This is a genomic window from Nanchangia anserum, from assembly GCF_015240065.1.
Lineage (GTDB): Bacteria > Actinomycetota > Actinomycetes > Actinomycetales > Actinomycetaceae > Nanchangia > Nanchangia anserum.
On record NZ_CP060506.1, the window covers coordinates 898,432 to 916,768 of the forward strand.

20 protein-coding genes are annotated in these 18,337 nt (G+C 67.2%); 18 read left to right on the forward strand and 2 right to left on the reverse strand.

The window, feature by feature from the left end; all coding sequences use genetic code 11:
• The first annotated feature begins 6 nt into the window (after window positions 1–6).
• The 17 genes from pgsA (at window position 7) to H8R18_RS04205 (ending at window position 15,497) form a co-directional block, all read left to right on the forward strand.
• Window positions 7–630, forward strand: a complete 624-nt coding sequence (gene pgsA / locus H8R18_RS04125; protein WP_191070850.1) for a phosphatidylinositol phosphate synthase — start codon at window positions 7–9, stop codon at window positions 628–630.
• The gene (locus tag H8R18_RS04130; protein ID WP_191070851.1) at window positions 627–1,550 is read left to right on the forward strand and encodes a phosphatidylinositol mannoside acyltransferase; all 924 of its coding nucleotides are present in this window, start codon (window positions 627–629) and stop codon (window positions 1,548–1,550) included. Before pgsA ends, H8R18_RS04130 begins: the two co-directional genes overlap by 4 nt.
• Window positions 1,547–2,710 (forward strand): glycosyltransferase family 4 protein, encoded by a 1,164-nt coding sequence (locus H8R18_RS04135; protein WP_194189392.1) that lies wholly within the window; start codon window positions 1,547–1,549, stop codon window positions 2,708–2,710. The genes H8R18_RS04130 and H8R18_RS04135 overlap by 4 nt, the downstream gene beginning before the upstream one ends.
• Window positions 2,703–3,317 (forward strand): hypothetical protein, encoded by a 615-nt coding sequence (locus H8R18_RS04140; RefSeq protein WP_191070853.1) that lies wholly within the window; start codon window positions 2,703–2,705, stop codon window positions 3,315–3,317. The genes H8R18_RS04135 and H8R18_RS04140 overlap by 8 nt, the downstream gene beginning before the upstream one ends.
• Entirely contained in the window at window positions 3,314–3,715 is a 402-nt protein-coding gene (locus tag H8R18_RS04145) for a PrsW family intramembrane metalloprotease (protein ID WP_194189393.1), read from the forward strand. The genes H8R18_RS04140 and H8R18_RS04145 overlap by 4 nt, the downstream gene beginning before the upstream one ends.
• On the forward strand, window positions 3,712–4,533 hold the full coding sequence (locus H8R18_RS04150; protein ID WP_265087402.1) for a PrsW family intramembrane metalloprotease: 822 nt from the start codon (window positions 3,712–3,714) through the stop codon (window positions 4,531–4,533). The genes H8R18_RS04145 and H8R18_RS04150 overlap by 4 nt, the downstream gene beginning before the upstream one ends.
• Before the next feature lie 13 nt (window positions 4,534–4,546).
• On the forward strand, window positions 4,547–5,101 hold the full coding sequence (locus H8R18_RS04155) for an NUDIX hydrolase (RefSeq protein ID WP_223875081.1): 555 nt from the start codon (window positions 4,547–4,549) through the stop codon (window positions 5,099–5,101).
• Between the two features lie 81 nt (window positions 5,102–5,182).
• Entirely contained in the window at window positions 5,183–5,944 is a 762-nt protein-coding gene (locus H8R18_RS04160) for a YebC/PmpR family DNA-binding transcriptional regulator (RefSeq protein ID WP_191070855.1), read from the forward strand.
• Between the two features lie 3 nt (window positions 5,945–5,947).
• Window positions 5,948–6,700, forward strand: coding sequence for a sulfite exporter TauE/SafE family protein (locus H8R18_RS04165; protein WP_191070856.1), 753 nt, complete (start codon window positions 5,948–5,950; stop codon window positions 6,698–6,700).
• A gap of 12 nt (window positions 6,701–6,712) precedes the next feature.
• On the forward strand, window positions 6,713–7,342 hold the full coding sequence (gene ruvC, locus H8R18_RS04170; protein WP_191070857.1) for a crossover junction endodeoxyribonuclease RuvC: 630 nt from the start codon (window positions 6,713–6,715) through the stop codon (window positions 7,340–7,342).
• A 33-nt stretch (window positions 7,343–7,375) separates the two neighbouring features.
• Window positions 7,376–7,966, forward strand: coding sequence for a Holliday junction branch migration protein RuvA (ruvA, locus tag H8R18_RS04175; protein WP_191070858.1), 591 nt, complete (start codon window positions 7,376–7,378; stop codon window positions 7,964–7,966).
• Window positions 7,959–8,987, forward strand: a complete 1,029-nt coding sequence (gene ruvB / locus H8R18_RS04180) for a Holliday junction branch migration DNA helicase RuvB (protein ID WP_191070859.1) — start codon at window positions 7,959–7,961, stop codon at window positions 8,985–8,987. The genes ruvA and ruvB overlap by 8 nt, the downstream gene beginning before the upstream one ends.
• Window positions 8,988–9,096: 109 nt before the next feature.
• On the forward strand, window positions 9,097–9,552 hold the full coding sequence (yajC, locus tag H8R18_RS04185; protein ID WP_194189395.1) for a preprotein translocase subunit YajC: 456 nt from the start codon (window positions 9,097–9,099) through the stop codon (window positions 9,550–9,552).
• Window positions 9,553–9,567: 15 nt separating this feature from the next.
• Window positions 9,568–11,388, forward strand: a complete 1,821-nt coding sequence (secD, locus tag H8R18_RS04190) for a protein translocase subunit SecD (RefSeq protein ID WP_227712884.1) — start codon at window positions 9,568–9,570, stop codon at window positions 11,386–11,388.
• Complete coding sequence (secF, locus tag H8R18_RS04195; protein ID WP_191070861.1) at window positions 11,385–12,500, forward strand: protein translocase subunit SecF; 1,116 nt, start codon at window positions 11,385–11,387, stop codon at window positions 12,498–12,500. The genes secD and secF overlap by 4 nt, the downstream gene beginning before the upstream one ends.
• On the forward strand, window positions 12,497–13,069 hold the full coding sequence (locus H8R18_RS04200; protein ID WP_191070862.1) for an adenine phosphoribosyltransferase: 573 nt from the start codon (window positions 12,497–12,499) through the stop codon (window positions 13,067–13,069). Before secF ends, H8R18_RS04200 begins: the two co-directional genes overlap by 4 nt.
• 115 nt (window positions 13,070–13,184) lie before the next feature.
• The gene (locus H8R18_RS04205) at window positions 13,185–15,497 is read left to right on the forward strand and encodes a RelA/SpoT family protein (RefSeq protein WP_191070863.1); all 2,313 of its coding nucleotides are present in this window, start codon (window positions 13,185–13,187) and stop codon (window positions 15,495–15,497) included.
• Here H8R18_RS04205 and H8R18_RS04210 read toward each other — a convergent pair.
• The gene (locus tag H8R18_RS04210; protein WP_191070864.1) at window positions 15,483–16,019 is read right to left on the reverse strand and encodes a hypothetical protein; all 537 of its coding nucleotides are present in this window, start codon (window positions 16,017–16,019) and stop codon (window positions 15,483–15,485) included. The genes H8R18_RS04205 and H8R18_RS04210 overlap by 15 nt on opposite strands.
• Before the next feature lie 80 nt (window positions 16,020–16,099).
• Window positions 16,100–17,452: a DUF349 domain-containing protein gene (locus tag H8R18_RS04215; RefSeq protein ID WP_227712885.1), complete on the reverse strand. Its 1,353-nt coding sequence runs from the start codon at window positions 17,450–17,452 to the stop codon at window positions 16,100–16,102.
• 141 nt (window positions 17,453–17,593) lie between these two features.
• Here H8R18_RS04215 and H8R18_RS04220 point away from each other — a divergent pair, with 141 nt between their 5' ends.
• A complete protein-coding gene (locus H8R18_RS04220; protein ID WP_191070865.1) occupies window positions 17,594–18,316 on the forward strand; it encodes an MBL fold metallo-hydrolase in 723 nt (240 codons plus the stop codon).
• Window positions 18,317–18,337: the final 21 nt, after the last annotated feature.

Here is an 18,337-nt window from a genome sequence, read left to right on the forward strand (position 1 = left end):
AACGCAATGCTCGGACAGCACGGCCGCTCGGTGACGAAGGCGATCTTTGAGGCTCCCGCACGTGGGCTTGCTCGCGCGGGGGTGACGCCCAACCACGTGACGGTGGCGGGCACACTTGTCACCGTCGTCGCCTCGATCGTACTGCTCGGGTGGGGCCACCTCATCATCGGTCCGATTGTGCTGGGCATCATCTTGTTTGCCGACTCCCTCGACGGCACGCTGGCACGTCTGACCGGTACGTCGTCGCGGTTCGGCGCCTTCCTCGATTCGACACTCGATCGCATCGGTGACGGCGCCGTCTTCGGATCGCTGACAGCCTATGCCGCGATGGGGTTGGAACCGAGTGCGGCGCGCACGTGCGCGGTACTCGCGGGCATCGTCGCAATCGTCGGGGCCGCCGCCGTGCCCTATGCCCGCGCGCGCGGAGAGTCCGTCGGGGTCGTCGCCTCGGTTGGGATTGCCGAGCGCACCGATCGCCTCGTCATCTCGTTGGTGCTGGCGTTTGTCACCGGCATCGGCCTGTCCGAGTGGTTCCTTGCCGCGGGACTCCTCATCGTCGCCGGCGCCTCGACCATCACCGTCGTTCAGCGGATCGCCTACGTCGCCCGTCACATCGAGGAGGAGCGGTGAGCCTGCTCCTCACCGGTGCCGTGGGCCTGGCCGAGGTGACGCCACCGCGCATCCTCGAGGTCGGTGCCCGCGTCGTCGGCAGCGCGGTGGCTGCGCGCGGGGGAGAGGGCATCGACTACCTGCGCGCGCACCTGTCGCGACTGCTGGGGCGTCCGGCTTCGGCTGGCGAGGTACGCGAGGCGATGACGAGCTACATGCGCTACTTCGCCCAGGCCTGTTCGCTCGGTGGAGTCAGCGCCAACGAGATCGACGCCCGCGTCGAGGTGCGCGGGCGCATCGACGCCGTGCGTGCCGGCTTGCAGGCGGGGCCCGTTGTCGTCGCGCTGACCCATTCGGCGAATTGGGATCTCGCCGGGGCCTGGGCCGCCCGACACGGCGCCGATGTCGTCACCGTCGCCGAGAGAATCGAGCCGCCCGAGCTGTTCGACATGTTCATGCGCGTGCGCCGTGGCGTCGGCATGGAAATCATCTCGGCCACGCCGGGCCAGCGCATCTTCGACGACCTGGTTGCGCGGGTGCGCGGACGTTCATGCCTGGTGGCGCTGCTTGCCGACCGCGACATTACCGGGCGCGGCGTCGAGGTCGACCTCGCCGGCGGGCGTGCTCTCGTGGCCGCGGGACCGGCGGCGCTGGCTGCGCGCCTGAACGCCCCCCTCATCCCCGTCGACGTGCGCGAGCGTCGCCTGAGCGGTGCCGCGCGCTCTCTCGCCCGGGCCTCGTGGGGCATTACCCTCGAATTCGCCGACCCCGTCGCCGTCACCGACGTCGCGGCGACGACCCAGCGGTGGGTCGACGCCGTGAGCGAGCGGTTGCGCCAGCACCCGACGTCGTGGCACATGCTTCAGCCCCTGTTCATCGACGAGCTTGATCCCGAACGACTGGCGCGTTCGCGCGCCAGGCTCGCCAAGGAGGACGCGTGAAGATCGGCCTGGTCTGCCCCTACAGTTTCGACGTCCCCGGCGGGGTCCAGTCGCATGTGCGCGACCTCGCCGTGGAGCTGCGCGGGCGCGGTAACGACGTCGAGATTTTCGCGCCGGCATCGACGCAGCCGGGGATCGAGGGATTCCACTCGGCCGGGTCGGCCGTGCGCGTGCCCTACAACGGCTCGGTGGCGCGGCTGTGCTTTGGCCCGTTGGCGCGCTCGCGCACCCGCGCATGGCTCGCGCAGGGAAACTTCGACGTCGTTCACATCCACGAGCCCCTCATTCCCTCGGTATCGTTGCTTGCGCTCGCCGCCGCCGAATGCCCCGTTGTCGCGACATTTCACCTGGCCAACGAGCTTTCCTACGCCTACGTCGCCTCCGTGCCCTTCCTCACGCGGCTGTCCGAGAAGATCACGGCGCGCATCGCGGTTTCGGCCGAGGCGCGACGCACTCTCGTTACCCACCACGGCGGCGACGCCGTCATCATTCCCAACGGCGTTGCGGTCGCCGACTTTGCGGCTGAGCCTCGTCCGGCGTGGCAGGCGACCCCCGAGCGCCCCGTGTTCGCCTTCCTGGGCCGCCTTGACGAGGAGCGCAAGGGGCTGCCGATCCTCGCCGGTGCCATCGAGGCCGTCCTCGCGGCGTGCCCGGGAGCGCGATTTCTCATCGCCGGGCGCGGGGAGGTGCCCGATTCCCTCGGGTTGGCTCGCTACGGTGACGCTGTCGAGCTGCTCGGACCTGTTAGCGACGAGGAAAAGGCCCAGTTGTTGGCGGGAGCGACAGCCTATATCGCGCCCCAGACGGGCGGGGAGTCCTTCGGCATTGTCCTCGTCGAGGCGATGGCCGCGGGAACGCTCACCGTAGCCTCGAACATTCCGGCCTTCGCCGCGGTTCTCGATTCGGGTCGGGCGGGCAGGCTGTTTAACCCCGGCGATAGCGGCGACCTTGCACGTGTCCTCATCGAGACCCTCGAGCATCCCGATCAACGAGACGACCTGGCTGCGCGTGGGCGCTCTCGCTCGGCGATGTACGACTGGGGGCGCGTGGGCGACGAGATCGTCGCCGTCTACGACACCGTCGCAACGATGAATCGGGCGGGCGGTGGCGAGCTGGCGACAGGTGCGGTCGACGAGGCTGAGAGCAGCGAGCATGAGTGAAAGCGCATGGTGGCTCGTCCTCGCTCTCGTCTGCCTCGCCGTGGCGGCCGTCCTCGCCTGGCGCCAGGCCGTGCGGCTCGATCGCCTGCATCGCCAGGTGCTTCAGGCCCGCGCCGGCCTCGACGTCCTCCTCGTGCGACGGGCGTGGGCGGCGATGGCGCTGGCAACATCGGAGCTGCTCGATCCCGCCTCGGCGGCGCTCATCGCCTCGGCCGCGCGCGATTGCCTCGATGCGGCTCCCGCCCTCACCGCCGATGCCATGCAACCGCAGCGCAGCTACACCCTGTCCGACGTCGCCGAGACCCGCCACTCACAGCCGCGTCAGGTCTGTGAGTCGGTTCTCACCCAGGTGCTCCGACACACGCTGTCGCGACAGGTTCGCGCCGAGCTCGAGAGCGATGCGCCCGGGCGGGCGCTCGTTGCCGAATTGTGGCAGGCAAACCAGCGCGTCGCCTATGCCCGCCGGTTCCACAACGATCACGTCGCCCGAACCCGCAAGCTGCGCGCGGGCGTGTTGGCGCGGAGCCTCCGTTTGGCGGGACGCGCGCCGTGGCCCGAGACCATCGACATCGATGACACCTTGACGAGCGTGGGGGAGGGCGCGTGAGCACATCCGAGTCGGCCTCCACGCAGCGTTTTCGCCTCGCCGCGCGTTATCGCCCCGATCCCCTCATCCCTGAACCGCAGTTCGTCGAGACGGCGGCCTATCACACGTCGCTTGGCAAGATGGCGCGATCCCCGCGCGCGTGGCTGGAATGGATCATCGCTCTGGCAAGCGTCGTCGGCTTCCTCGTTATCGTCGGCCTCGTCGTCTCGCGCAGCGGGGTGATGGCGAGCACCCTGGGCATCATCGCCGCTGCTGTTCCGCTCCTCGTCGTCACGGGAACATTCGTGTGGATCGATCGGTGGGAACCCGAACCCGTGTGGTTGTGTGTCCTCGCCTTCGCCTGGGGGCGGGAGTTGCGACATCGCTGGCGCTCGTCTCGAACACGACAATGCAGATGATGCTGGGAGCGGCCACGACGAATCCCGATGATGCCGAGGCGTTGACGGCGAGCGTCGTCGCTCCCGTTGTCGAAGAGACCCTCAAGGGGATCGGTGTCGTCATCGTCATGCTCGCGCGCCGCCGCTCTGTGACCTCTCCCCTCGACGGAGTCGTCATCGCCGGCCTGGTGGGTGCGGGCTTCGCGTTTACCGAAAACATCCTCTATTTCCTCAACGCCGGTGACGAGATTCTCGTGGTCTTTATCCTGCGAGCAATACTGTCGCCGTTTTGTCACTCGATGTTTACCTCCCTCATCGGGCTGGCTATGGCGATCGCCCTGACGCGCTTGCGGCGTCGCCGAGCGTGGATGGGCACTGTTCCCGTCGGGTGGGCGAGCGCCGTCGTCCTTCACTCCCTGTGGAACGGACTCGCGAGCTTCACCGAGGGCTCGTTCGTCAGGAGCTACGTCCTCTTTTGGCTGCCGTTCTTTTTCGGGTGGTTCCTCATCATCTCGCTCTCGGCGGCCAAGCAGCGCCGGTGGATACGGGCAGGACTACAGGCATTCGCCGAGGCGGGCTGGCTCCACCCCGGTGAAGTCGAGATGGTGACGTCGCTGACGTGGCGACGCTTTGCCAAGCGGCGGGCGCGGGCGGTATCGCGGCGCGCCGCCCGGGCCATGCGAGACTTCCAGCACGCAGCCGCACGCCTCGGGTTGACCTACGTCGCCTCTGTCCGATTGGGGTCCTCGCCCGAGCGCGCCGAGATGACCCGCTCGGAGTTGAGCGCGCTGGTGGCTGCCCGCAGCGTCGTCGCGGCCGAGCGTGGCGAGCACGCATGAGGGGCGAGCACGCATGAGGGGGTTGAGCGCGGAATGGCAGCCCGGGCCAGACGGGACGCCCTATCGGCGTGCGGCGCGGGTCATCCCCATCGCGGCGTCCGGGCGCGTGCTCCTCGTTCTCGGCCACGACTTCGCCGACACCACTCGGCGTTGGTGGTTCACCGTGGGCGGTGGTATCGGTCCCGATGAGGATCCGCGCGCGGCAGCAGCGCGCGAACTCTACGAGGAGACGGGGATCCGGGCCCGGCCCGACGATCTCGAGGGGCCGGTGTTGAGGCGGTACTCGCGGTTTGAGTTTGTCGAGGTCAGCGCCCGCCAAGACGAAGTGTTCTATCTGTTGCGCCTGGAGCGCGAAGAGAGACCGCGAGCAGGGGAGTGGACCGAGCTTGAACGCGACGTCCTCGACGAACTCGCGTGGTGGGATGTCGACGAGCTGGCGCACGCGGCGCGCGATGGGGCGACCGTCTACCCACCGGTGTTGCCCGAGCTGGTGGCCTCGTGGATAGAGGGCTGGGATGGAACGTGTCCGCTCATCGACGAGGTCGGCGCTGACGCGGCGACGCCGTGAGCGGCAGCTTCGACTCTCTCCGCTACACTTGAGGCGATAAACGTGCCACCGAGCGGTGGATCATGACCAAGGAGAGGGTATATGTCGGGTCACTCCAAATGGGCAACGACCAAGCATAAGAAGGCCGCGATCGACGCCAAGCGCGGCAAGCTGTTTGCCCGCCTCATCAAGAACATTGAGGTCGCGGCGCGCACGGGCGGCGGCGACCCTGCGGGAAACCCGACCCTCTACGACGCCATCCAAAAGGCCAAGAAGAACTCGGTCCCGGCCGACAACATCGACCGCGCCGTCAAGCGTGGCTCGGGTGCCGAGGCCGGGGGCGCGGACTGGGAAACGATCATGTACGAGGGCTATGGTCCCGCCGGCGTCGCCTTCCTCGTCGAGTGCCTCACCGATAACCGCAACCGCGCGGCCTCGGATGTGCGCACGGCGTTCAACCGTCACGGCGGCTCGCTGGCCGACCCCGGGTCGGTGTCCTACCTGTTCACCCGCCGCGGTGTCGTCGAGGTTCCCGCGGCCGACGGCGTGGATGAGGACACCGTGACGATGGCGGTCCTCGAGGCGGGCGCCGACGAGGTCGAGGCCACCGATGCGGGCTTCGTCGTGTTCTGTGAGGCCTCCGACGTCGTCGCCGTGCGCACCGCGCTGCAGGAGGCGGGGATCGAGTACGATTCGGCGGAGTCGAAGTGGATCGCCTCGACCAGCGTCGAGCTCGATCTCGACAAGTACAAGTCCGTCATGCGGCTCTACGACGCCCTTGAGGATTCCGACGACGTCCAGGAAATCTCGACGTCGATGTCCGTTTCCGACGAGGTTCTCGCCGCATACGCCGACGAGGCGTAATCCGTGACCGGCGCCGCGGTTCTTGCCGTATTGGCGCTGACGGTCATCATCGGCACCATGGCGCAGCGCATCTGCGGCATGGGACTGGGACTCATCGCCGTACCGGTCTTCGTGTTCGTCACGGGACCGGTACTCGGCGTCCTCACGATCAACGCCGCGGCCTTCGTCGCCGGTCTCGCGATCGCGTGGAGCCTGCGCGTCGACATCTTGTGGCACCGTTGGCGCGTCATCGCCGCGTGGGCGATCGTCGGAACGATCCCCGGGTGGGCGCTGGTGACGTGGCTGCCGCGCAGCGTCCTCGAGCTGACCATTGGGGTAGGCCTCGTCGCGTCGTTGGCAGCGTCTCTCCTCATGGCGTCGCATCTGCCGCGGATTCCCAAGCAGGCGCTGGGGGCATGCGGTTTCATCGGCGCGATCCTCAATACGACAGTCGGACAGGCCGCCCCGATCATGGTGGCCTATCAGCGAGCGACGCGGTGGGATCAGCGGACGTTTCAGGCCACGCTGCAGCCGTCCTTTCTGGTCATGAACGCCGCCAGCGTTCTCGCCAAGGGAGTCGGCATCGACATTGCGGCGCCGCCGCTCGGCTACGGTGTCTACATCGCCACGGTGGGCACCGGCGTGCTCGTCGGGATCATCGCCGGCGAGCTCGCTGCCGCGCACGTGTCGATTTCGCTGGCGCGCACGCTCGCGTTGACGGTCGCCTGCGTCGGAGCCGTCGCCACGTGCGTTCACGGCATCGTCGGCATTGTCTAGGGGAGGCAGATCGTGCGCATTCTCGGTATTGATCCCGGTATCACCCGGTGCGGGATCGGCGTCATCGACATGGGCGAGGACCGTCGCGCTCGCCTCGTTCACGTCGAGGTCGCCCGCTCGCCGGCGACGCTGGCGACCCATTTTCGGCTGCGTGACATCGGGCAGAAGATCGAAGCGGCAATCGATCGCTTCGCGCCCGACGTCGCGGCGATCGAACGCGTCTTCGCCCACGACAATCTGCAATCGGTGACGACGACGATGCAGGTCATGGGTGTCGCCATGTACTGCGCCGGCACGCGCAACCTCGCGATGGCCGTTCACACCCCTTCGCAGGTGAAGTCGGCGGTGACGGGATCGGGGGTCGCCTCAAAGGCGCAGGTCCAGCACATGGTCTCGCGCATCCTCGGGTTGGACGGAATCGTTCGTCCCGCCGATGCCGCCGACGCCCTGGCGATTGCCATCTGTCATGGCTGGCGCGGCGACAACCTCCAGGGAGAGGGCGGCGACGAGCAATTCAGCGTGTCGCTGTCGGGGGGCGTGACGACGAAAAAGGCCCTGACGCCGGCACAGCAGCAATGGGCGCAGGCCCAGGCTCTGGCGCGGCGCACGGGCGCGGTGGATCCGCGTCGAGGCCGCCGCTAGAATCGGACAGACGTTCGAGGAAGGGGAGAGTGCGTGATCGCTCAGCTGTCGGGGAACCTCGTCGCAGTGACACCGGATCGCGTCATCATCGATGTCGCCGGTGTCGGCTATGAGGTCCTCGTGACCCCGACGACCTCTGCCGGCCTGCACACTGGGCAGTCGGCGACCCTGTCGACCTACCTCGTCGTGCGTGAGGACGCCCTGACCCTGTACGGCTTCACCGACGCCGATGAGCGCGCCACCTTCCTGACTCTGCTCTCGGTCAGTGGCATCGGCCCAAAACTTGCGCTTGCCGCCCTCGCCGCGCTCACGCCCGACGAGCTGCGCGCGGCGGTGGCGACGGGCGACGAGGACGCCCTGTGCCGGATCGCCGGCGTGGGTAAGAAGTCGGCGCGACGGATGATAGCGAGCATCGGCGACAAGCTGGGACCCGCCGCGGCCCCCCTGCCGCCGATGTCCGCGGCGACGGCCGAGGATCCCCTCGTCTCGGCGCTAGAGAACCTCGGGTGGCCCCACGCGAGCGCACTCGAAGCCGTCGCAGCCGAGCGCGCCGCGAATCCCGGTGCCGACGATGCCCAGGCATTGCGCGGAGCCCTGCAATACCTAGGAGCACAGCGTGGATGACGCCTACGTGTCGCCGGTCGACGCCGGCGCAGACGACCTCGAGCGCGCCGCGGAAGCGGCGCTGCGACCGAAGCTTCTCGAGGACTTCGTCGGTCAGCCGGTCGTGCGCAAGCAGCTCAACCTCGTCCTCACCGCGGCGAAACAGCGCGGCGTGTGCCCCGACCACGTGCTGCTGTCGGGGCCTCCCGGGCTGGGCAAGACGACGCTGGCGATGATCATTGCCCAGGAGCTGGGGACGGCGCTGCGCCTCACCTCGGGGCCAGCGATTCAACACGCGGGTGACCTCGCGTCGATTCTGTCGTCGCTGCAAGAGGGCGACGTGTTGTTCATCGACGAGATCCACCGCCTCTCGCGCACCGCCGAGGAAATGCTCTACCTGGCGATGGAGGACTTCCGCGTCGACGTCGTCGTCGGGAAGGGGCCCGGTGCCACGTCCATTCCTCTGACGCTGCCGCCCTTCACCGTCGTCGGTGCGACGACGCGCGCGGGGTTGCTGCCCGCTCCCTTGCGCGATCGTTTCGGTTTTACCGGGCATCTCGACTACTACTCCGAGACGGAGCTGGCCCAGGTGGTCACGCGCTCGGCGGCGCTGCTCGCCTTCACCCTCGACGCCGATGCCGCGACCGAGGTCGCGTCGCGCTCGCGCGGGACGCCCCGCATCGCCAACCGGCTGCTGCGCCGGGTCATGGACTACGCCCAGGTGCATGGCGACACCCCAACCGGCACGCTGCCAATTGCCCGCGCGGCCCTGGATCTGTTCGAGGTGGATCCGGCGGGTTTAGACCGTCTCGACCGCGCCGTGCTCGACGCGCTATGCCGGCGCTTTGCCGGGGGACCGGTGGGACTGACGACGCTGGCGCAGACGGTCGGGGAAGAGACCGAGACCGTCGAGACGGTCGCCGAGCCCTACCTCGTTCGCGAGGGCTACATTCAGCGCACCTCGCGCGGGCGAGTGGCCACGCCTCAAGCGTGGCGCCACTTGGGATTGACCCCGCCAGATCAGCCGTGGCTGGCGGGTTAGCCCGCCAGCTGCCACTCTCGCGGGGCGCGATGCCTCACAAAGATGGGGCTGGCCCGATTTCTCCCGTAGAATCGCAGGCGTTTGTCAATCGCTATCGAGGAGCTGCACCATGGGTCTGGAATCCCTGCTACTCATCTTTGTTGTCTTCATCGTCTTCATGTTCTTCCAGTCGCGCCAGATGAAGAAGCGCCAGCAGGAGCAGCAGCAGACCCGCGACGAGCGGCTGGCCCCGGGCGTGTGGGTCATGACGACCGCCGGCTTCTACGGCCGCTTTGTTGATCGCGACGGTCAGGTCGTCATCCTCGAGACCGCGGACGGGGTCGAGACCTACTGGGATCAGCGCGCCGTTCGCGACGTCCTCGACGAGCTTCCCTTCGACACGGCCCAGCCGGTCGACACGACTCAGCCGGTCGATGAGGGCGAGGCCGGCGTTATCGACGTCGAGGCCCCCCCGAGGATCCTCTCCGCGAGAACACCGATCAGGCAGGCAAGGCGGGCGAGAACTAGGCCGATGCGCCCACGCGTTATGCTGATCGGGTCTCATCGGACCCTCACCGAAATTTAAAGGAAGACACCACTAGTGGCCAGCCGCACGAAACATTCTCATCCGGGGCGCACACTCATCGTCCTATTTGTTCTCATCGCTGTCCTCGCGGGCACGTTGATCGCGGGTGTCGTCATGAAGAAGACGACGCCGACCCCGGCCCTCGCGCTCGATCTCGAGGGCGGGACTCAACTCATCCTCGCCCCGAAGGTCAATGCCGAAGCCGGCGGGCGCGGGACGCTGAGCGACGAGGACATGACCCAGGCGATCGATATCATTCGCCAGCGCGTCGATGCCTCGGGCGTCGCCGAGGCCGAGATCACCTCCCAGGGGTCGCGCAACATCGTCGTCTCGCTGCCCGGCAACCCGAGCGAGGAAACGCTCGACCTCGTCCGCCAGTCTGCCGAGCTGAACTTCCGCTCCGTCCTCGCCGTCGGTTCCCCCCAGTCGGCGTATGCGGCGGCCGTGGCTCAGGCAAAAAGCTCCGATGCCAACGCCGATGTCTCCGCGCTCGGCGACGCTGCGAGCTACGCCAAGACCCAGGCCGACATCAACCACGACGGGGTCATCGAGGACAAGCCGGCCTCGACCCCGAAGGATTCCTCGGATGACGCGTGGATTACCGAACGCGTGATTGAGCAGTACCTCGCCCTCGACTGCACGAATAAGGCCGCGCGCGAGGGTGGGGACTCGGGCGATCCCAAGGCCCCGCTGGTCACGTGTGACAAACAGGGCACGCAGAAGTACATCCTCTCGCCCGTCGATGTCCGCGGCGCCGAGATCACGTCGGCCCAGGGCACCGCGGCGACGAACGATCAGGGGCAGGCCACTGGCGGTTGGCAGGTGACCCTCGAATTCTCCAAGACCGGCGCCAAGCAGTTCGCCCAGGTGTCGAAGCGGCTCTATGAGTTCCGCCAATCCCAGCAAACGAGCGCCGTTACGGGCATGCCCGACTCGCAGAAGAACCAGTTTGCCATCGTCCTCGACGGCATCGTCATCTCGGCTCCCGGCATCGTCGATCCCATCCTCAACGGGCAGGCGCGCATCAGCGGCGACTTCACCCGCACCGAGGCGACGACGCTGGCCAACCAGCTGCAGTTCGGATCTCTGCCGCTGAACTTCGAGGTTCAGCAGGAACAGCAGATCTCGGCCACCCTCGGGGCGGATCAGCTGCGGTGGGGCGTCATCGCCGGCCTCATCGGCCTGATCCTCATCGTCTTCTACATGGTGTGGCAGTATCGCGGCCTCGCGATCGTCTCGGTTGGCTCGCTCGTCATCGCCGCGGCGCTGGCCTACTTGGCCATCGCCCTGCTGTCGTGGTCGATGGGATACCGCCTGTCTCTTGCGGGCGTCGCCGGCATCATCATTTCGATCGGGACGACAGCCGACTCGTTCATCGTCTACTTCGAGCGCATCCGCGATGAGGTACGCGACGGCCGCCCGCTGCGTTCTGCCGTGGCCGAGGGCTGGGTGCGCGCGCGACGGACGATTCTCACCTCCGACGCCGTCAACCTGCTGGCCGCGTTGGTCCTGTACTTCCTCGCCGTCTCCGGCGTCCAGGGCTTCGCGTTCACCCTCGGGGTCATGACGATCATCGACCTGATCGTCATCTTCCTCTTCACTCACCCGATGATGGCCCTGCTCATCAAGCTGCGGTTCTTCGGAGAGGGACACCGGCTGTCGGGCCTCGATCCCGAACACCTCGGCGCGACGAAACGCACATACGCCTACGCCGGCCGCGGCCAGGTTCGGCGCGTGAAGTCGGCCTACCGCACCGGCGAGGACGCGACCGAAGACGCCGCGGGGGAGCCCGCCGAGGAAGCGACGGCCACGAGTGAAAAGGAGGACGCGCGATGATGTCGTTCGCCCAGTGGGGTAACGAGCTATACGCGGGAACCCGCTCCTACAGCATTGTCGGACACCGCAAACAGTGGCTGTCGATCGGCCTGGTGTTCATCGTCCTCTCGGTCATCTTGCTCATTGTTCCCGGGCTGAGCCAATCGATTGAGTTTCGCGGCGGCACCGAGTTCACGGTCTCGCACGTGCGCGAGGCAAACCAGGCCCCGGCGCGCACCGTCATCACGGAACTCAAGCAGCTGGACGGGGCATCGGTGACGTCACTGGGTCAGTCGGGTGTGCGTATCCAGTCGGGGACCATGTCGACGTCCGACTCGCGTGAGGTCGTCGACCGGCTGGCGAAGGCCTACAAGGTCGATGCCGACGAGGTTGCCTCGACGGGGATCGGCCCGTCGTGGGGACGCGACGTCACGGTGAAGGCGGCGACCTCGCTCGCCGTGTTCTTCGTCCTCGTCGGACTCATGCTCGCCATCTACTTCAAGACGGTGACGATGGCCGCGGCGGCGCTGTTTGCCCTGTGCCACGACGTCCTCATCACCGCGGCGATCTTCGCGATCACCCGGGTGGAGGTCTCGCCCGCCACCGTCATCGGTGTGCTGACGATTCTCGCGTTCTCGCTCTACGACACGGTCGTCGTGTTCGATAAGGTGCGCGAGCTGACGACGGACTTCACGCAGCAGTCGCGCTCGACCTACGCCGAACTCGTCAATCTGTCGGTCAATCAGACGATGGTGCGCTCGATCAACACCTCGGTCGTCGCGATCTTGCCCATCGGGGCGATTCTGTTCGTGTCGACCGTGGTGCTTGGCGGGGGAACCCTACGTGACATCTCCATGGCGCTCTTCATCGGCACGATCGTCGGCACGTGGTCGTCGATCTTCATCGCCTCCCCGGCCCTCGTGTTCATGCGTGAGCGCACGAAGAAGGTCGCCGAGCACACGAAGCTCGTCCTTCAGCGGCGTCAGGGGATCTCGAATCGCGCGCTGCGCCAGGGCACGGTCAGCGTCGATCCCGCCGAGGCCGGTGACGATGTCGCCGCCAAGCCGCTCGTCGCCGGTCATCATCGGGGACGGGCCGCCCAGCCGAGCCGAAAGCCGAGGAGCAAACGATGACGGCATCCACTCCTGCGCCCGTGACGGAACTCGTCGCGCTGCCAAGTGAGCTGGGAGAGCTCGTGACCTCGCACATGCGCGAGATCCCCGACTTTCCCACGCTGGGCGTGCTGTTTCGCGACATTAGCCCCCTGTTTGCCGCGGGGGAGGATTTCGCCCGCTTCATCCGGATGCTCGCCGCTCACTATCGCGGTCGCATCGACGCCATCGCCGGCCTGGAGTCGCGCGGGTTTCCCCTCGCGGCGCCGCTGGCGGTCGAACTTGGTCTCCCCATGATCATGATTCGCAAGGCAGGCAAGCTGCCGGGCCCGGTGCTGCGCGAGGACTACGAGCTCGAATACGCCACCGCCTCGATGGAGATCCAGCCCTTCACCGTCGCTGAAGACCAGCGGGTCCTCATCGTTGACGACGTCCTTGCCACCGGTGGGACGGCGAACGCATCCATCAATCTCATCGAGCGTTCGGGTGGTATCGCCCAGGAGTTCCTTGTGCTCATGGAGCTCACCGATCTCGGGGGCCGGGCGCGGCTTCCCGAGCGCGTGGCCTGTCAGGCGCTGCTGACGCTCTAGCACCAACCGTGAGGCGGCGGGTATCGGGACCACTCGATTACCCCGCCGCCTCAGGCGTCCTCCCACGCTGTGGCCTCGCGCACACGTTTGTGTCGTCGATGGCTAAACTTGGCGTATGAGCGAGAATACGTCGAACGCGACCGATCCCGTCGCTATGCCGTCGTCGCGGGTGCGCTCGTCACTCGCGTGGTTCGGGGGACGTGCGAAGGGCGTCGATCCCGAGATACAGGGCCTCGTGCGTTCGCTTCGCGCCAACCATCCCAAGGCCGACATCGACTTGGTCAAGCGCGCCTATCACACGGCAAAACACTGGCACAGCGGCCAGATGCGCAAATCCGGGGAGCCCTACATCACCCACCCGGTTGCCGTCGCGACAATCCTGGCCGACCTCGGCATGACCGATACGACGGTGGCCGGGGCGCTGCTGCACGACACGGTCGAGGACACCGAGTACTCGCTGGCGGATCTGACCCGCGACTTCGGCGAGGACATCGCCCTCCTCGTCGACGGGGTGACCAAACTCGACAAGGTAACCTACGGCGAGGCCGCGCAGGCCGAGACGGTACGCAAAATGATCATCGCGATGTCGCGTGACATCCGCGTCCTCGTCATCAAGCTCGGAGACCGGCTGCACAACGCGCGGACGTGGAAATACGTCAAGCCCGAATCGGCCAGGCGCAAGGCGCGCGAGACGCTGGAGATCTATGCCCCGCTTGCCCACCGCCTCGGCATGAACACGATCAAGTGGGAACTCGAAGACCGCGCCTTTCGCCAGATGTATCCCGACATCTACGAGGAGATCGACCACCTCGTCAGTGAGCGTGCACCCCAACGCGAGCAGTACCTGGCTGACGTCATCAGCCAGATCGAGGCGGATCTGCGGCGTAACCAGATCACCGGCGCGGTGACGGGGCGGCCGAAGCACCACTATTCGATCTATCAAAAGATGATCGTGCGCGGTCGCCAGTTCGACGACATTTACGACCTCGTTGGCGTGCGCGTCCTCGTCAACACCGTCCGCGATTGCTACGGGGTCCTCGGCGCGCTGCACGCGCGCTGGAACCCCATTCCCGGGCGGTTTAAGGACTACATCGCCATGCCGAAGTTCAACCTTTACCAGTCGCTACACACGACGGTGCTGGGGCCTGGTGGCAAGCCGGTCGAGATTCAGATTCGCACTCACGAGATGCACCGGCGCGCCGAATACGGCGTGGCTGCGCACTGGAAGTACAAGGAAGATCCGAATGCCAAGGGCGACACCCCCGCGAAGTCGACCGTCCTCGACGAGGCCGGCGACATGGGATGGCTGCGCCAGCTCGTCGATTGGCAGCGCGACACCCAGGATCCCGGTGAATTCCTCGATCAGCTGCGCTACGAAATGTCGGGATCGCAGGTCTACGTCTTCACCCCGGCCGGCCAGGTCAAAGCTCTACCGGCTGGGTCAACTCCGGTCGATTTTGCCTACGCCGTCCACACCGAGATCGGCGCCAAGACTGTGGGAGCGCGCGTCAACGGCTCCCTGGTGCCGCTGGATACGAAGCTCGATAACGGTGACACCGTCGAGGTGCTGACGACGAAGTCCGACGCGGCGGGTCCCTCGCGCGACTGGTTGAACTTCGTCGCCTCGGCGCGGGCGCGCAACAAGATCAAGGCGTGGTTCTCGAAGGAGCGCCGCGAGGAGGCGGCCGAGCGCGGCCAGAATGCTCTCGCCACGGCCATGCGCAAGGCAAACCTGCCCGTGCAGCGGCTCATGTCGCGCGAGGGGATGATCGCGCTGGCAGCCGATTTTGGCTACCAGGACGTCTCCGGGCTCTACCAGGCCGTCGGCGAGCACCATATTCACCCCTCCACGGTGGTCAGCCGCCTCATCGAGGTCAACGGCGGCTACTCGGGGGCCGAGGAAACGCTCGCCGAGGCGGTTACCCCGACCGATCTGGCACCGCGGGAGGCCCGGGATCTCTCGAGTCCGACCGATACCGGCATCGTCGTTGAGGGCATGAATGAGGGCGACATCTGGTCGAAACTCGCCAAATGCTGCAATCCGATTCCCGGCGACGACATCATCGGGTTCGTCACCCGCGGCCAAGGCGTGTCGGTTCACCGCGACGACTGCACGAATGCCAAGCAGCTCCAGCGCCATCCCGAACGCCTCGTCAACGTGTCGTGGACGGCGCGCCCGGCGGCAAAGTTCCGGGTCGAGGTCGAGGTGCGTTCCCTCGACCGCGAGGGACTGCTCAACGACATCACCAAGGTGCTTTCGGACTATCACGTCAACATCTTGTCGGGATCCATGGGCACCTCGCGCGACCGCGTCGCCGTGACCCGCTTTAGCTTCGAGATGGCGGAGGCGCGCTACCTCAAGGCTCTGCTGGGTGCGATTCGCCGCATTGACGGGGTGTTCTCGGCTGAGCGGTCACTCGGCCACTAGCCGCGCCAGCAGGCGCCGCGCAGCCGGAACTCCGGTGAGCTGACGCTGGGCGCTCGCGTGAGCGAGGGCGTCGGCGGGGCGCAGACCTGTGGGCGCCAAGGCGCCAAGCAGCCCGTGCACGGCTGCCTCATCGGCGGCACACGCGGCGTCAACGACGAGTTGACGCGGCGAAGCCACGACGAGACCACGCCACGAGGTATCGACGTCGTAGGAGCTCGGCACGACAGCGAGATGCTTGCGGATACCCGTACGCCACTGACGTGTCACCGCGAGGTCGGCCAGGCGAGGAGGCGCGCCGCCTGTCCACAGCCACCGCGCCGTGACGCCGCGAACGATGACATGGGTGGGGACGCCGGCGCGGATAACTGCGGCGCGTCCCTCGATCGACGCGACGAGATCGGGCGGGCAGAGAACACCGACGAGCGGCTCGATGAGAGTCCCATCGTGGCGTGCGCCCTCAAGCAGGCGCGCGGCCGCGGGGCTGCGCGGGCGCGGCGGGGACGAGACTTCAGTGACAACCACACAACTCACCCACCCAGCTTTGCCGATCGCACGCGGTTGCGGGCGGGCAGGTGGCGAGTGTGGATAACGGTGTGCGCGCGTTAGCGCTGGATCGATTGCACCTGCTCGAGCCAGGCGCGACGAGCCGCGAGGTTCTTCTCGAGTTCGGCAACCTTCGCCTCGTCGCCGCCAGCACGCGCGGCCTCGATCTGCCCCTCGAGTTCGGCGATGAGGGTCTGCAGCTGCCCGGCCATTCCCTCAGCACGGGCCTGCGTCTCGGGGTTCGTCCGACGCCACTCGGCTTCCTCGGCCTCACGCAGGGCATCCTCGACGGCGCGCATGCGCGCATCGATGCGGCTCATGGCGTGACGCGGCACCATCCCGGCTTCGTCCCACGCGTCCTGAATCGGCGCGAGGGCGCGGCGGGCCGCGCGCACATCGGTGATCGGCAGCAGAGCTTCGGCCTGGGCGGCCAGCTCCTCCTTGACCTTGAGGTTGTCCTCGAACTGGGCATCGAGCTCGGCGGTGTGGGCGTGGCGGGCGTCAAAGAAGCGCTGCTGAGCGGTGTTGAACCGCTCCCACAGGGCATCGTCATCGCGCCGGGACGCGCGCCCCGCCGCCTTCCACTGGCTCATGAGGTCGCGGAACGCACCCGCCGTTGCCCCCCACTCGGTCGACGTCGACAGCCGCTCGGCCTCGGCGATGAGCTGCTCCTTGCGGCGCTTGGCCCGCTCCTGTTCGGCGTCGAGTTTCGAGAAGAACTCTCGGCGGTGCTTGTCGAAGACGGAGCGTGCCGAGGAAAACTGCTTCCACAGCTCGTCTTCGCTCGCCCGGTCCAGACGTGGGCTCGTGCGCTGCTCGGTCTTCCATTCCTCGAGCAGGTCGCGGAAACGCTGACCCGACTGCTTCCACTGGGTGCGGGCCGGATCCTGCTCGGCGAGGCGGCGAGCTTCGTCGACGATGGCCTGGCGGCGCTCACGAGCCTGTTTCTTCGCTTCAGCTCGCTCGATGCCAATGCGCTCCTTGCGTTCCTCACCGGCGCGATGCAGTTGCTCGACGCGTTCACGCAGCCCGGGCAGGTCGCCAACTGCGGCAGGCGCCTCAACCTGCTCGCGCAGGCTCGCCAGCGTCTGGTCGATCTCGCGTCCGCCCAGGTGAGGAAGACGCTTCTCGAACAGATCGACCTGGGAGACGAGCTCCAGGTAGCGGCGAACGTACATTTGCAGCGGATCCGGCGGAACCTGCTCGGGGAATTGCCCAACTTCGCGTTCGCCGTCGGCCTCGCGGACCCACACTCGCCCCTGGTCATCGACGCGACCGAACGCCTTCGCCGCCTCAACGAGGTGCGGGGCGGGAGGCGTGGGAGCCGGTGCCGCGGGCGTGGGCATGACGGGGCCGCGCATGGGGAAGGGACGCGGTTTCGGGAAGTGGGTGGACTCACCGGATGAGGTCACTGCTGTTCCTTACATGTTGGCTGGACCGAAGGACGTCGGCCCGCACCGGGTGTGAAGTTCATCCCTAGTCTAGGCGTAATGGGCGGATGAGGTCATCTTGGCCGATTCAGTGTCGCCGCGGTGGCGCATTAGGCTTGAGGCATGATCGTCGATCTCATCGTCTCTGACTTCCTCGACGCCAATTGCTATGTCGTGGCCCCGGCCCGCGGTGGCCAGGCCCTCGTCATCGATCCGGGGGCGGGCACCGCGGCCGAGATTTCGCGCCGGCTTGCCGCCTACGACCTCTCGATCGGGGCGGTGCTGCTCACCCACGGGCATCCCGATCACGTGTGGGATGCGGCCGCGGTGGCGGGACAGGCGCCGGTGTACGTGCCTGAACCCGATCTCTACCGTCTCGACGATCCTGCATCGGCGGCGAATATGGGCGAGGTCTTCGCCGCCGCGCTCTCCCAGCTGCCGATGCCATGGCGCACACCGGAGAACCTCCGTGCGGTCCCCGCGCAGGCCGCCAGCCAGCCCGTCGAGCTCGTCGACGATCTCGCGGTGCGGATGCTACCGGCACCCGGCCACTCCGAGGGGTCAGCCGTGTTCTTCGTCGCCGGTCCCATTACCGAGGGCAGCGCCGTCGCGTGTGGCGAAGACGCCGCGCTCATCTGCTTCGACGGTGACGTCATTTTTGCCGGCGCGATCGGGCGCACCGACCTGCCCGGTGGCGACAGCCGGCAGATGATGCATTCGCTGCGCACGCTCCTCAATGTCGTCGATCCCGAGACGGTCCTGCTGCCCGGGCATGGTCCGGCGACAACGATGGGCCGCGAAGCCCAGACGAATCCCTACCTCAACCAGGCCCGCCACGTCGGCTAGCCGGCGCTATTCAGGAGAACC